Origin of the sequence: Streptomyces sp. NEAU-sy36 (genome assembly GCF_013423905.1) — a bacterium.
In the GTDB taxonomy this organism is placed as follows: domain Bacteria; phylum Actinomycetota; class Actinomycetes; order Streptomycetales; family Streptomycetaceae; genus Streptomyces; species Streptomyces misionensis.
Map to the genome: position 1 here is coordinate 7,927,099 of NZ_CP058977.1, position 14,234 is coordinate 7,941,332.

At 73.2% G+C, this 14,234-nt stretch carries 10 protein-coding genes; 3 read left to right on the forward strand and 7 right to left on the reverse strand.

The features are described from left to right. Positions 1–20: 20 nt before the first annotated feature. On the forward strand, positions 21–764 hold the full coding sequence (locus HZZ00_RS34840) for a Clp protease N-terminal domain-containing protein (protein ID WP_180330029.1): 744 nt from the start codon (positions 21–23) through the stop codon (positions 762–764). A gap of 48 nt (positions 765–812) precedes the next feature. Beyond that, positions 813–2,519 (forward strand): bifunctional 3'-5' exonuclease/DNA polymerase, encoded by a 1,707-nt coding sequence (locus HZZ00_RS34845; RefSeq protein ID WP_180330030.1) that lies wholly within the window; start codon positions 813–815, stop codon positions 2,517–2,519. Between the two features lie 18 nt (positions 2,520–2,537). Here HZZ00_RS34845 and HZZ00_RS34850 read toward each other — a convergent pair whose 3' ends face one another. From HZZ00_RS34850 to HZZ00_RS34870, 5 genes are all read right to left on the reverse strand, one after another. After that, on the reverse strand, positions 2,538–6,002 hold the full coding sequence (locus HZZ00_RS34850; RefSeq protein WP_180330031.1) for a BTAD domain-containing putative transcriptional regulator: 3,465 nt from the start codon (positions 6,000–6,002) through the stop codon (positions 2,538–2,540). A gap of 552 nt (positions 6,003–6,554) precedes the next feature. Next, positions 6,555–7,448: a glycosyltransferase family 2 protein gene (locus tag HZZ00_RS34855; RefSeq protein ID WP_180330032.1), complete on the reverse strand. Its 894-nt coding sequence runs from the start codon at positions 7,446–7,448 to the stop codon at positions 6,555–6,557. A 272-nt stretch (positions 7,449–7,720) separates the two neighbouring features. After that, complete coding sequence (locus tag HZZ00_RS34860; RefSeq protein ID WP_180330033.1) at positions 7,721–8,722, reverse strand: Gfo/Idh/MocA family protein; 1,002 nt, start codon at positions 8,720–8,722, stop codon at positions 7,721–7,723. A 160-nt stretch (positions 8,723–8,882) separates the two neighbouring features. Then, positions 8,883–10,079 carry a cellulose-binding domain-containing protein gene (locus HZZ00_RS34865; RefSeq protein ID WP_180330034.1) on the reverse strand — a complete coding sequence of 399 codons (1,197 nt, stop codon included), beginning with the start codon at positions 10,077–10,079 and terminating at the stop codon, positions 8,883–8,885. Positions 10,080–10,264: 185 nt separating this feature from the next. Beyond that, entirely contained in the window at positions 10,265–10,894 is a 630-nt protein-coding gene (locus HZZ00_RS34870) for a TetR/AcrR family transcriptional regulator (RefSeq protein ID WP_180333833.1), read from the reverse strand. A 116-nt stretch (positions 10,895–11,010) separates the two neighbouring features. Between HZZ00_RS34870 and HZZ00_RS34875 the strand changes: the two genes are divergently transcribed. After that, on the forward strand, positions 11,011–11,982 hold the full coding sequence (locus HZZ00_RS34875; RefSeq protein WP_180330035.1) for a zinc-binding dehydrogenase: 972 nt from the start codon (positions 11,011–11,013) through the stop codon (positions 11,980–11,982). Positions 11,983–12,094: 112 nt separating this feature from the next. Here the strand turns inward: HZZ00_RS34875 and HZZ00_RS34880 are convergent, their stop codons facing one another. Then, the gene (locus HZZ00_RS34880; protein WP_374028576.1) at positions 12,095–12,799 is read right to left on the reverse strand and encodes a creatininase family protein; all 705 of its coding nucleotides are present in this window, start codon (positions 12,797–12,799) and stop codon (positions 12,095–12,097) included. A gap of 26 nt (positions 12,800–12,825) precedes the next feature. Next, on the reverse strand, positions 12,826–14,028 hold the full coding sequence (locus HZZ00_RS34885) for a helix-turn-helix domain-containing protein (RefSeq protein WP_180330037.1): 1,203 nt from the start codon (positions 14,026–14,028) through the stop codon (positions 12,826–12,828). Between the last annotated feature and the right edge of the window lie 206 nt (positions 14,029–14,234).

A 14,234-nucleotide genomic window follows, 5' to 3' on the forward strand; every position in this document is an offset into this window, starting at 1 on the left:
GTGCAACCTACGGTTGACACATGGCGACCAACCCGAACATCACGGCTTCCGTACGCCTCGACGACCTCATCGAGGCCATCAAGAAGGTCCATCCCGAACCCCTCGACCAGTTGCAGGACGCGGTGATCGCGGCCGATCACCTCGGTGACGTGGCCGACCACCTGATCGGGCACTTCGTGGACCAGGCCCGCCGCTCGGGCGCGTCCTGGACGGAGATCGGCAAGAGCATGGGCGTGACCCGGCAGGCGGCGCAGAAGCGGTTCGTGCCGAAGGAGTCCGCCGACCTCGACCCGAGCCAGGGCTTCAACCGCTACACCCCGCGCGCCCGCAACGTGGTCATGGCCGCGCACAACGAGGCGCTGGCCGCCCGCAACCCGGAGGGCCGCCCCGAGCACCTGCTCCTCGGGCTGCTGGCCGAGCCGGAGGGCCTGGCGGCGAAGGCGATCACCGCGCAGGACGTCCCGCTGGACGCCGTACGGCAGGCCGCGGCCGCCGCGCTGCCGCCCGCCGCCGAGAACGTCCCCGACCTGGTCCCCTACGGCCCCGAGGCCAAGAAGGTCCTGGAGCTGACCTTCCGCGAGGCCCTCAGGCTCGGGCACAACTACATCGGCACCGAGCACCTGCTGCTGGCCCTGCTGGAGCACGAGAACGGCGAGGGCGTCCTCAGCGGGCTCGGTGTCACCAAGCCCGCGACGGAGGCGTACGTGGCGAAGGTGCTGGCACTGCTGCTCGAACAGCGCCCCGAAACCCCTGCCGAGGACTGAAACCGCAGGTCACGGCGATTGTCAGTGGTGCCTGCCACACTCGCGGACATGACCGACCGGTGGGCGCTCGCACCGGCCGAGGACGGTGGCGTGGACGTCGCCCCCCTCGGCCCGGACGGGCTGCCCGCCGGCCCGGTGCGGCGGGAGAGCGATCTCGCCGGGGCGGTGCGGAGCCGCCCGGAGGTGACGCGCTGGGTGTGGCGGTCGACCGCCGACGTCTATCCGCGTCTGCTCGCCACGGGGGTGCGAGTGGACCGGTGCTACGACATCGAGGTCGCCGAGACGCTCCTGCTGGGCCACGCGGGGCGGTACGGCGAGCCGCGCTCGGCCGCCGCGGCCCTGGCCCGCCTCCGGGGCGGCCCCGTACCGCCCGATCCGCCGCAGCGGGCGGCCGCACCGGGCGCGCAGTCCCCGCTGTTCGAACCCACCGGCACCCAGCTGCCCCTGCCCCTTCTCCTCGCCGTCTACGCCGACCAGCAGCGACGGCACGAGATGGCGGCACACCCCGGCAGGATGCGGCTGCTGACCGCCGCCGAATCGGCCGGCACGCTGGTGGCCGCCGAGATGAACCACGCCGGGCTGCCCTGGAGCGCCGAGGTCCACCGCCGGCTGCTGCGCGACCTGCTCGGCGAGCGGTACGCGGGCGGGGGCGAGCCGCGCCGCCTCGCCGAGCTGGCGGACGAGGTCTCGGCCGCGTTCGGCCGCCGGGTCCGTCCCGATCTGCCGGCCGATGTGATCAAGGCGTTCGCGCAGGCCGGGATCAAGGTGAAGTCCACCCGCCGCTGGGAGATCCAGTCCGTCGACCACCCGGCCGTCGCCCCGCTGCTGGAGTACAAGAAGCTGTACCGCATCTGGGTGGCCCACGGCTGGTCCTGGCTCCAGGACTGGGTGCGCGAGGGCCGCTTCCGCCCGGAGTTCCAGGCCGGGGGCACGGTGACCGGGCGCTGGGTGACCCATGGCGGCGGCGCCCTGCAGATCCCCAAGGTGATCCGGCGGGCGGTGGTCGCCGACCCCGGCTGGCGCCTGGTGGTGGCCGACGCCGACCAGATGGAGCCACGGGTGCTGGCCGCGATCTCCCGCGACCCGGGCCTGATGGAGGTCGCGGGCCGCGAGAGCGACCTCTACCAGGCCGTCTCCGACCGGGCCTTCTCCGGCGACCGCGACCAGGCCAAGCTGGCCGTGCTCGGCGCGGTCTACGGCCAGACGTCCGGTGACGGTCTGAAGAACCTCGCGGCGCTGCGCCGCCGCTTCCCGAAGGCCGTCGCCTATGTGGACGAGGCGGCGCGGGCGGGCGAGGAGGGCCGGCTGGTGCGCACCTGGCTGGGCCGCACCTGCCCGCCGGCCGTGGGCACGGGCGAGGACGCGGCGGAGGAGGCGGGCATCCCCATCGAGGCCGCGGAGGACGAAGGGGAGGCGCAGACCGACGGCCAGTCCGCCTGGGCTCCGGGGTACGCCTCGGCCAACTCCCGCGCGCGGGGCCGGTTCGCGCGCAACTTCGTGGTGCAGGGCAGCGCCGCCGACTGGGCCCTGCTGCTGCTCGCCGCGCTGCGTCAGGCCTGCGCGGGCCTCCGGGCCGAGCTGGTCTTCTTCCAGCACGACGAGGTGATCGTGCACTGCCCCGCGGAGGAGGCCGACACCGTCGTGGCCGCCATCCGCGACGCGGCCGCCCTCGCCGGCCGGCTGACGTTCGGCGAGACACCGGTGCGGTTCCCGTTCACGACGGCGGTGGTGGAGTGCTATGCGGACGCCAAGTAACCGTGTCCCCCGCCCTGTTCACCCGTCCAGCAGCTCGCGCAGTTCGGCCACCACCGCCTGTTCGTCGGTACCGGTCAGCGCGGCGAGGGCGGCGCGCCAGGCCTCCCGGGCCCCCGCCCGCCGGCCCTGTGCGCTCAGCAGCAGACCCTGCTGGTGGCGGGCCAGACCGCCCATGTAGCGGTCGGCGCGGGCGTCGGCGCGGCGCAGCAGCTCTCCGCACTCCCGGTACGCCCGCTCGTCCTCCCCCAGCTGTCGCAGCGCCCGGACCAGGCCGAGCCGCGTCTGGGACTCGCCGTGCCAGTCGCCGTGGCCGCCGAGGATGCGCAGGCTTTCCTCGAAGTGCCGGGCGGCGGCGGCCGGTTCACCGAGGGTGAGATGGGCGTAACCGATGTTGCAGTGCGCCGAGTGCCGCACGATGACGGAGCCGATCCGGTCCCCGATCGCCAGCGAGCGCCGGTGCTGCTTCATGGCGGCGCGCGGATCGGTGTGTTCGTAGAGGTTGCCGAGATGGCTGTGGGTGACGGCCTCGCCGACGGGGTCGTTCAGCAGCCGCGAACAGGCGAGGCTCTGCCGCAGCGCCTCCTCCGACTCCGCGTACCGGCCGAGCCCCTCCAGCAGCAGCCCCCGGTTGTTCAGACAGCGGCGAATGCGGCTGGGCACGCCGAGTCGCCGCCAGATCTCCAGGCAGCGGTCGTTCAGGTCGAGGGCGTCGTTGTGCCGGCCGGTCAGGAAGTGCAGGCCCGCGAGGTCGCCGAGCGCGTACGCCTCGGCCGCCGCGTCCCCGAGCCGCCGCGCCGTGGTGAGCGCGGCCCGCCCGAGCACCTCCATCTCGGTGACCCGCCCGCTGCGCTGCACATACGGGAACAGCAGCCGGGCCAGCACCGAGAGGTGGGCCGACGTGCGCGGATCGGCCGAGTCGGCGTTGCGCGCCACCAGCGCGACGACGTTCTCCAGCTCGGTCTCGCCCCAGGCGAAGGCCTGCTCGGCCGACTCGAACGACGGCAGCGCGGCCACGTCCAGGGCGTGCTCCGCGGGCTGCACCGCGGTCGGCCGCCGCCGGTCGTCCAGGTCCGGCCCGGGCTCCACGATGGCGGTGAGCACCAGCTCGGCAACGGCGGCGTACCAGCGGAGGGCGACGAGGTCGGGGGGTGGGGGGTCGGAGGGGGTGGGGGGTGCGGGGGGCGGAGGGGCGGCCCGGTGAGGGTTCGCCGCCGGTGCGGGATCGGCCGGGTGAGAGGTCGCCGGGAGCGGGAGGCCGGTTGGGTGGGCGGGTGCCGCGGCACTGCCTTCGGCCGGACCGGTGGGTGTCGTCCGCGGGTCCTCGCCGGGGTGGGTGGGCGCCGGGGCCGGGGGTGGGAGGGTCCGCGGGGTGTCGTCGCCGGGGGTGGTGGGTGACGCGGGCCGGGTGGTGGTCGTGGCGGACTCCCCGGCACGTTCGGCCAGTTCGCGGGCGAACTCGCGGACCAGGTCGTGGGGGGTGTAGCGGCCGTACGCCGTCTCCTCCAGGAGGGCGACGTCGACCAGGCGGTCCAGCGCGGCCTCCGCGCGGCGCTCGTCGGTGCCGGTGAGGCGGGCGACGAGCGCCGCGCCGTAGGTGGGCAGGTCGAGCGCGCCGATGCCGCGCAGCACGAGGGCCGCGTCCCGGTCGGCCTCCCGCTCGGCGGCGGCGAGGGCGTCGAGCGCGACGGCCAGCGAGCGCCGGACGCTGAGATCGTCGTACTCCAGATGCCTCAACCTGCCACCGCGCGCCGCCAGTTGACCGGCGAGCGCCTCCGGGGTGAGCGCCCGCCGGGCGGCGAGCCGGGCCGCGACCACGCGCAGGGCCAGCGGCAGCCCGCCGGTCAACGCGACCAGGGCATGACCGGCGTCCAGGCCCGCGCGACCGCTCACCGCGCGCAGCAGGGCCGCGCTGTCCTCGCCGGTCAGCGGGGTGAGGGGGAAGCGCCGGGCGCCGTCGAGGGCGGCCAGCGGCGAGCGGCTGGTGACGATCACCGCGCAGCCGGGGCCGGCCGGGAGCAGCGGCCGCACCTGGGCGGCGTTCGCCGCGTCGTCCAGCACCAGCAGGACCCGGGACGGGGCGAGCAGGGAGCGCAGCAACGCGGCGGCGGCATCCTGGTGTTCGGGCACGTTGCGGGGCTCCACGCCCAGGTCCCGCAGGAGTGCGGCGAGCGCCTGCGCCGAGCCGAGCGGGGGCATGCCAGGGGTGGCGCCGTGCAGGTTGACGTAGAGCTGACCGTCGACGAAACGTTCCCTCAGCTCATGTGCGACGCACAAAGCGAGCGCGCTCTTGCCGATGCCCGCCATGCCCGAGACGACGGCGACGGCGGGCCCCGGCGCGGCCGGTTCGGACGGCTCGGTCAGCGCGCGCCGCAGCGCACGGCGTACGATGGCCCGGCCGGTGAAGTGGGCCGGGGGCGGCGGCAGCTGCGCCGGAGGCGGCGGAAGCCGGGTGCTGCACGAGGGCGACGGCGCGCTCGGGTCGTCCTCGGCGCCTTCGGCGGGCCCGCCTCCGCGGCCGCCCTCACGGGGGCCCGCGAAAGCCGTGCGGTCCGACGCCCGCTCCTCCGCCGGCCCGGCTCCCTCCGCCGGACGCCGGGGCTGCGTCCCCGTCCCGGGCCACGCCCCCTCCTCGACCGGCTCCCCGCTCCCCCGCAGCACCTCGACGTGGACCTCGCGGACCGCCGGGCCGGGTTCGACGCCGAGTTCCTCGATCAGGCGGGCGCGCAGATCGCGGTGGACGGCGAGGGCCTCGGCCTGACGGCCGGTGCGGTGCAGGGCCAGCATCAGCTGGCGGTGGAACGCCTCGCGCAGCGGATACTCGGCGACGAGCGCCGCCAGCTCGGGCACGAGTGCGGCGGACCGTCCCGCGCCGGCGGCGAGTTGGGCGTCGTACCGCCACTCCAGGAGAAGCAGCCGCGCCTCCTCCAGGCGCGGCACGAGGGCGTGGCCGCCGAGGTCGGCGGGCAGCCCGCCGAGCGGGGTCCCGCGCCACAGCACGAGCGCGGTCGCGCAGGCGCGGGCGGCCTCCGGCCAGTCGCGCCGGGCGTGCGCGGCGCGTGCCTCGGCGACCAGCGCGTCGAACACGTGCACGTCCAGTTCGCCCTGCTCGACGCGGAGCAGGTAGCCCGGCGGTACGGACCGGAGCCGATCGGCGTCGTCCAGGAGCCGGCGCAGCCGGGTGACATGGTTGTGCAGCGAGGCCCGCGCGGAGGCGGGCGGCGCCCCGCCCCACAGGGCCTCCGTCAGCGACTCGACCGACACGACCCGGCCGGGCTCCAGCAGCAGCGCCGCGAGCAGCGCGCGCATCTTGGGGCTGCCGATGGGCCGGACGGCGCCCTCGGTGACCTCGTACGACCCCGGATCGCCGGGGGTGTCGTACGGCGGGCGGTCGTAGAGGACCGGCGGACCCAGCAGTCCGAACCGCAGCTCGCGCAGCCGCTTCACGCCGCTCCACTGCCTTCCCGCGCGGTCCGGGCCGACCATGCTCCACGGCGGACGCGCGCCCGCCGCACCCTGGCGGCATTCCGCCCCGTACGCAACGACTTCACGCCACCTTCCGCGGACGGCCGCACGGCGCCGCCCCTTCACACGTGGCCTGGTCAACGGCCACCGTGCGGCTCGCCGACGCCCTGCTCACTCCTCTGTCGCCGGTCCCGCCCGACGACTTCCGGCCAACCGGTACGCACGCTTCCGGCGAACCGTTGGCCACATGTTAGCGATCTGTTGGCGAAGCTTGATGTGATCATTCCATCGGAACCGGCCCTACGGCGCGCGCGTCAGTCGCGTAACTCGGGGGAGTGTCGCCGCAGGCCGGATCCGGGGACGAGCATGGCCCCGGTCGGCGGAGGTGAACGACCGGGGTCCGTCCCGTTTTTCCAGCTCGGTGGGCCATTCGTGGTCCGGGCGCGTCCCGGCGGGCCCGGGCGTCGGCGGGCATCGGCCGACCGGTCACCATCCGCACCGGGTCCACGGCCCCCGCTCCGGCCACCGGCGACCACTGACCACTCCGGTCCGCGGCCGCTGCCACCGCTCCCCTCAGATCACCGGCGGACGCCCCAGCCGCGTCAGCCGCCACACCGTCCGCCAGCGCATCGGGCGGCGCTCGCCCGCCGGCCTGCGCAGACCCTCCACGAAGCCGCCGAGCCAGGCCTTGAGCCCGGCCGCGGAGCGGGTGCGGGCGAGGGTGAGCAGGGTCCAGACCGCCAGGTGCACCGGGATCAGCGGCAGCGGCAGCCTGCGCCGCACGAGCCAGACGCGGTTGCGGGCGTTGACCCGGTAGTAGATGGCGTGCCGGGCCGGGGAGGTCTTGGGGTGCTGGAGCAGCAGTTCGGGCGAGTACCGGATCTTCCAGCCGGCGTCGACGGCCCGCCAGGCGAGATCGGTCTCCTCGTGCGCGAAGAAGAACTCGGCCGGCCAGTCCCCGGTCTCCGCCAGCATCGCCATGCTCAGCGCGTGGCCGCCGCCCAGGAACCCGGTGACGTAACCGCCGCGCATCGGATCGGAGTTGCCGACCCTCGGCACGTGCCGCTGCTGCGTCTCGCCGTGCTCGTCGGCGATGCGGAAGCCGACGATGCCGAGCCGCGGATCGGCGGCGTACAGGTCGCGCACCCGCCGCAGTACGTCGGCGTCGACGAGCAGGCCGTCGTCGTCCAGTTCCACGACGACGTCGACGTCACCGAACTCCCGCAGCCGGGCGAGGGCCACGTTGCGGCCGCCCGGGCAGCCCAGGTTCTCGTCCACGTCGATGGCGGTGACCTCGCCGGGCAGCGACAGCCGCCGGGCGAACTCGGGCAGCCGGCAGCCGTTGCCCACGATCACGATCCGGGCGGGCGCGAGATCCTGCTTGGCCACGGACTCCAGCAGGGCGTCGACCTCGGCGGGCCGGTTGCCCATGGTCACCACGGCGACGGCGATCCTCGGCTCCGCCACTTTCCTCACTCCATCCGGCCGGTGGCGGCGCGCTCCGGCCGCGCGCCGCTCCTCGTTCACCAAGATGTTGCCTGAGGTCCGCGGGTTCGCCCACCACCGCCTGGTCCGCACCGCGTCGCCTTCACCCACCGGCCCACGCGCCCCAAGTCGCCTTCGACCGGCGGCCGGTGCGCACCGCCCCCCTCAGGCCACCGACCGCTGCGCACCGGATCGTGTCCTCGCAACCGGGGCGCGCCGCCCTCCGGGCTCCGCGCCCCGCCCCGCCGCCCGTCTCACACGGGCGTGCGGCTCGGCAGCGCCGCCTGCCGCTCGATGCGGGCGAGGATCGTGTCGAGGTTGCCGTGGATGGCGAGCGTCTCGTCGAGCGGCATCACCGGCGACTCCGTCTCGCCCGCCCGCAGGCGGCGGGCGACCTCCTGCGCCTGGTAGCCGTAGCCGTTGCCGAGCACGTCGAGGTGGAAGGTCTCCGGCTCGGCGCCCTCGCGCCGCAGCACCAGGGTGTGCGGCGAGTAGAACGGCGAGGGCACCTCGATGCGGCCCTTGGTCCCGTTCACCACCGCGGTGCACGGCGAGTCGGACGTCAGGGAGCAGTGCAGCACCGCGACGGCTCCGGAGGCGTACCCCAGCACGATTCCGGTGTTGGCGTCGACACCGGTCGGGGCGGTGGCGGCGGTCGCCTGGACCGTCTCCGGCGCGCCGAGCAGCATCCAGGCGAAGTACAGCGGATAGACGCCGAGGTCGAGCAGGGCGCCGCCACCGAGTTCGGGAGACCACAGGCGGTGCGCCGGGTCGTACGGCGCGTTGGTCCCGAAGTCGGCGTAGACGGAGGTGACGTCACCGATCGCCCCGTCCGCCACCAGCTCCCGCAGCCTGACGATCAGCGGATTGAACCGGGTCCACATCGCCTCCATGGCGAACAGACCTCGGTCCCGGGCGAGTTCGATCAGGCTCCGGGCGTCGGTGGCGTTCGCGGTGAAGGGTTTCTCCACCAGGACCGGCCGGCCCGCTTCGAGGGCGAGGCCGGCGTGGGCGAAGTGGAAGGTGTGGGGCGTCGCCACATAGACCACGTCGACCTCGTCGTCGGCGACGAGTTGCTCGTACGAGCCCCATGCCCGCTCGACGCCGTACTGCCGAGCGAACGTTTCCGCGGTCTCCGGGACACGGGAGCCGACGGCGGAAACGGTGTGGCCGGGGAGAAGGAGGAGATCCTCGGTGAACCGCTGAGCGATCCACCCTGTGCCGAGGATGCCCCACTTGAGAGGGGGTTCCGTCATGGCCGCATTCTACGAACGGAACGCTCCCGTCCAAGGGGCGGAAGGAGATCGCCCCGGCGCGGACGGACGACCTCGCGGCCGCCGTGCGGGGGCACCGTGCCGCCCGCCGGGTCCCGGCGGGGACGCTGCGGACGGCACGGGTGCCGGTGCCCGCCGGTTGTCAGCAGGCGATCGGCGAGGAGCCCACGGCCACGTCGTCGAACCAGAGGGTGTCGTCACCGCCGCCGTAACTCTCCCAGCCGAGACGCAGACTGGTGGGGCGCGGTGCGGTGGTGCGGGACAGCCACTGCTGGTCGATGTCCGCGGTGGGGACACCGTCCTGGTGCAGGCCGGGCACCTGCTGGTCGCCCAGCCAGGTGTCGAGGTTGCCGTTCGACGTGTTGATCATGAAGCGCAGGCACTGCCAGCTGCCGGTCGGCAGCGGCCTGCTCTGCGCCACACCGGCCGGGCTCTGCGCGGGCAGGGTGGCGTCGTCGATCTCCCGGTTCCACTGGAGGGCCCCGTTCTGGCCGCCGATGCGCAGCGCTTTGCCGCCCTGGGAACTGTCGGGCATGGACACGAAGGCGACATGCCCGGCGGGGAGCGCGGTGGTGTGCCGTACCCACATGCGGAGGTACATGGGGCCCACCGACGACAGGTCGGCCGTCGTGGCGACGAAGGCGTGGTTGCAGTAACCGGCCTTGCCGTCCACCCGTATCGACTTGCCGCCGCTGTGCGCGACCGAGGTGTCGACGGTGACCGTGCCGCTGCCCTGGCAGTCGGGCGCGGCGAACTGCCAGGCGCCGGAGGGCGTGGCACCGCTCTGGTCCTCGAACCCGGTGCAGAGCACGGCAGTGCCGCAGTCACCGCCGGTCGGCGGGTCCGTCGGGGGCGGGGTGGTCGGAGGCGTCGTGGGCGGGGTGCCGGGGTCGGTCGGCGTCGTGGTGCCGCCGCAGGCCACCCCGTTGACCGCGAAGTCGGTCGGCGTGGGGTCGGCGGACTGGTAGGTCCCCTGGACACCGAAGTCGGCGGAACCGCCCGTCGCCAGGCTGCCGTTCCACCCGGCGTCCGTGGCGGTGACGGCCTTGCCGCTCTGGGAGACGGTGGCGTTCCAGGCCGAGGTCACCTTCTGGTCGCCGCCGTACGTCCAGGTCAGACGCCAACCGGTGATCGCCGGGCCGAGGTTGGTGACCTTGATCGCGGCGGTGTAGCCGCCGGACCACTGGTTGACGGTGTAGTCGACCCGGCAGCCGGAGTCCGCGGCGCTGCTGGGCGGCGCAGCGACGAAGGCGGACAGCAGCAGCCCGACGGCCGAGAAGGCCGCCAGTGCGGCCAAGGCCCAGGGTCGGTGCCGTAATCGCGTGACGAGAGTGCGCATGGTTGCCTCCGAGACGGAGTGGGAGGTGCCGACGGAAACGTGGGAGCGCTCCCACAATGAACCTACTTTGATCGCACACTGTCAATGCATCGGACAGCTTCCGTGCGGGCGACGCGGGTGCGATCACGATGCCGTCGGCGCCGAACCGCCGGGCCGGTGACGGCCTTTCGTCCGGATCCCACGGGTCAGTCGGTGGAGCCGGTCCCGGCCACCGCGGGGCCCGCGGATGCCAGTCGGGCCGCCGGCGGAAGTGGCGCGTGTCGGGGGCAGGCTTCGAACGCCTGGATCACCAGCCCCGCGAAGCGCCGGGAGGCCGCGACCTGGACGGCGGGCGACGCGGCGTGGATCCCCTTGTTGGCCATGAGGACGAGGATCAGGTCGTCCAGGACGAAGTCGGACCGCAGGCGCCCGGCCTCCTTGGCCCGCCGAGCCAGTTTGGTGACTGCTTTCACCGTGTACTCGCGGCCCTCGGCGAGTTCCTCGACCCCCGGGTGGGCCGACAGGAAGGCTTCGGTGAAGCCCCGGTCGCGTGCGTGCAGCTCACAGATCCTCTCGATCACCAGGCACAGGCCACGCCATGGATCGGGATCGGCGCACCCCTCGTCGACGATGGCGCGGCAAGCGTGCAGTTGGTCCGCGAAGGCCTCGGCGACCAGTGTCCGCTTGGTCGGGAAGTGCCGGTACAAGGTGGCGGGGCCCACCCCGGCACGCCGTGCGACCTCCCTCATCGGCACGTCCAGGCCGTCGGCGGAGAACAGCGCTCGGGCCGCGCCGAGGATGCGCTCGCGGTTGTCCCGCGCGTCGGAGCGCGGCATCCGAGGCAAAGGGGCGGTCACCACTCTCACTTTAGCCAAACGGACGGGGGCGTCCGGTTACGTTCCGGGACGCGGAAGCGCTCGCGCTCAGGCGGGCCGAGAACGTGGAGACCACAGTGAAGGCAATCTCGATCCGGACGTTCGGAAGCCCCGACGGCCTGGCCGTCGTCGACCTGCCCGTACCGGTGCCGGCCGCCGGGGAGGTACTGATAACCACCGAGGCGGTGGGCGTCGGCGGTGTCGACACCGTGATCCGAAGCGGGGCCCTGGCCGCCCACGGCTTCAAGGCGGGCCACATCCCGGGTGGCGAGGTCGCGGGCACGGTGACCGCGGTCGGCGACGGCGTCGACGCGTCGTGGCTCGGCCTGCGGGTCTGGGGCTTCACCGGCACCGGCGGAGGCTACGTCGAACAGGCCGTCGCACCGGTCGAACAGGTTCTTCCCCTGCCCGAGGGCCTGTCCGCCACTGCCGCGGTGACGCTCGGCAGTTCCGGCGCGGTGGCGCACTTCGGGCTGCGCCACGCCCGTTTCACTCCCGGGGAGACCGTCCTGGTGCGTGGCGCGGCGGGCAGCATCGGGATCATGGCGGTGCAGCTCGCGGCTCGCGGCGGTGCCGCCGCGGTGGCGGTCACGACGTCGGCGGCCGAGCGTGGCGAGCGGCTGCGCCGCTTCGGTGCGACCCATGTGCTGGACCGCTCCGGCGACGGTGAGGACGGGGCTCCCGCGGGCTACGACGTGGTCATCGATGCCGTGGCCGGCGCGGACATGCCGTCCTTCTTCGACAGGCTCAACGCGAACGGCCGCATGGTGGCCGTGGGCGCCGTCGCGGGCCAGCCACCAGCGGACTTCGGCACGAAGATCATGGCGGCATTCCGGAAGTCGCTGTCCTTCGCCGCTTTCAGCGCGGCCACCGTCCCCCCGGCCGACCTGAGCGCCGTACGCGCCGAGCTGTTCGCCGCGGCCGCTCGTGGCGAGATCGAAGCGGTGGTGCACGAGGTGCTGCCGCTGGACGAAGCCGCACTGGCCCACCGGAGGATGGACGCGGGCGAGGTCTTCGGCAGGATCGTGCTGACACCGCGCGGCACGTAACGCATGGTGATGTTGCCGCATTCTGCTGCCCGAGCATCTTCGCGACCGAACGGGCCAGCCCTGCTCCCCGCGCGCGACCATGTTGCAGGGGGCGTGCCCCGTGGCTCCCGGGTCAGCTCAGTCGGCAGAGCACATCGAAGTGCGCCGAGAAGCTCGATCGCAGGCTTTCCAGGACGGCCTTCCCCTTCTCTGCGGTGGCGAGCGAGGGGAAGCCGATCACTCCTGACCGTGTGTACTCGGTCATTCCCTGGACCAGGAGGAAGGGCCGCTGCCAGCTGTCGTGGTCCGCGTCGTCGTAGCCCTCGCGGACGAGCTCGGGAGCGGCGTGGAGCAGGATCGACGTCTCGATCTCGCCGGCGTGCATGTCCGCGTGCCTGTCCGACTCCAGGCCGCCGTACTCGCGGGCACGGTCCCAGTCGAGGCCGAGGGGGAAGAGGGAGACCACCGGGCCGTCGACGTTGGCTTCCTGGACCACGTTCGACAGGACGTAGTTCCCGCCATGGCCGTTGACGATCACCAGCTTGTGGATGCCCGAGCGGGCGAGCGAGGTGCGGATGTCGTCGATCACGGCGTACAAGGTTCTGGCGCTGATGCTGACGGTGCCGGGGAAGGCCGCGTGTTCGTGGCTGCACGAGGCGGTGATGGGCGGGAGGAGGTGGACGGGGTAGGCGGCGGCGATCTCGTGGGCGATGACGCATGCGATCGCCGTGTCGGTGACCAATGGAAGGTACTTGCCGTGCTGCTCGAAGGAGCCAACTGGGAGCACGGCGACGCGGGGCTGCAGCTCCTGGACATCGGTGCTCGTGGCAGTCGGCAGCAAGTTCACGGCTCTCCCTGGGTCGACTAGGGGGCGACCTGCTTCGTCAGGTCCAACTCCCTGTTGAGCTCCGACACTTCCACCAGTTTGCGCCAGCGCGCAAGACGCGGCTGAAGCCGGTACAACTCGCCGAGGATCCGTGCGGAGCCCGTCCGGTGGGCGATGCCAAGGGCCTGTTCTGCGGCCCGATGGGCGCCTTCGACGTCTTCCAGGATCGCGTGGGCCGTGGCGAGCCGGGCGAGACAGAGCCCTCGGTCCCGCTCCTGCACGGCAGGCCAGTGCCGCAGGCTCTTCTCGTACGTCACGACGGCTTGCTCGGGATGCTCCAGGCGTACCTGGCAGTTGGCCGCCTCCATCTCGATGTACGAGACCGTGCAGTAGAAGGCCAGGTCGTCATCGTCGCCTCTGTCTGCCGCGGCGAGTGCCTGCTCGATGGCCCGCTCGGACTCGACCGCCTCTCCGAGGCTCGCCTTGCTGTTCGCGAGCTGGCGGAGAACGACGGCGTGGACGCGAGGCGAGAGCTCGGAGGCGTACCGGCGGGCAGCGAGAGCGAGGCCGGCGCCGTGGCCGGCGTGGCCCGCTTCCGTGGCGATGTTGCTGCGGCGCTGGAGCATGTACGCGATCACCATCGGATCGCCCAGCTCTTGGGCGTACTCCATCGCCAGCCTGGTCCAGCGCATGGCGTCGTCGATGCGGCCGGTGTCCTGGTGAAGCCAGCCGAGGAACTCCGCGTACCGGGCTCCCACGCGCAGGACCTCCTGTCGCAGCGGACCGTAAGCCTCGCGGCACATCTGCTCGATGAGGGGCATCTGGCTGCCCGCCGGGGCCAGGAGGAACTGCGGGCCGACGAAGGGTTCGGCCTGTGTGTGCTGCTGGAGCACGGAAGTGAGATAGCCCAGCATCTCCGGGTTCACCGGCATTGGCGTGCGGCTCACCGCGGCCGTCGGTGTTGGCAGCAGCACGCTCTGTGTGGTGGCGGTGCTCGTGGTGGTGGACGCGAAGCCGAGCTCCTCGTCCGTCGCCTCGTACACCTCACGGAAGAGGGGTCGGTGGTCCGGACTCACGGGGCGCCGGCCGTTCTCGTACATCGAGATAAGCGTCTTCCAGCTCGTCGATGTCGGTGACTGCGCTCCTAGGCGCCGGGCCGCCGCCATCAACGCGTCGATCAGCTCGCCCTGCGTCCAGCCCCTGTCCAGCCTGGCCTGCTGGAGTCTGCTGTTCGCCCCCATCGTTCCCCCGATGTCCGTCGCAGTGCCCCGCTTAATGATGAGCCAAGGCCCTTTCTCACGTGGGGAGTTAACAGTTAACGGCGCAATCCGTTAACCCTGTCCACTGACCGTTGGCCGTGTCTCCGGCTTACTTGCCTCAGCGCCGCGGTGGTGGGCCACCTCCTCCGACAGCGCTTCCCATGCGGAATCGACGGCTGGAGGTGACC

Coding starts and splice junctions, on each gene's coding strand:
- HZZ00_RS34850 (WP_180330031.1), bottom strand. CDS start 6,002: ATGGTCGGCCCGGACCGCGCGGGAAGGCAGTGGAGCGGCGTGAAGCGG.
- HZZ00_RS34845 (WP_180330030.1), top strand. CDS start 813: ATGACCGACCGGTGGGCGCTCGCACCGGCCGAGGACGGTGGCGTGGAC.
- HZZ00_RS34860 (WP_180330033.1), bottom strand. CDS start 8,722: ATGACGGAACCCCCTCTCAAGTGGGGCATCCTCGGCACAGGGTGGATC.
- HZZ00_RS34885 (WP_180330037.1), bottom strand. CDS start 14,028: ATGGGGGCGAACAGCAGACTCCAGCAGGCCAGGCTGGACAGGGGCTGG.
- HZZ00_RS34870 (WP_180333833.1), bottom strand. CDS start 10,894: ATGCCGCGCTCCGACGCGCGGGACAACCGCGAGCGCATCCTCGGCGCG.
- HZZ00_RS34865 (WP_180330034.1), bottom strand. CDS start 10,079: ATGCGCACTCTCGTCACGCGATTACGGCACCGACCCTGGGCCTTGGCC.
- HZZ00_RS34840 (WP_180330029.1), top strand. CDS start 21: ATGGCGACCAACCCGAACATCACGGCTTCCGTACGCCTCGACGACCTC.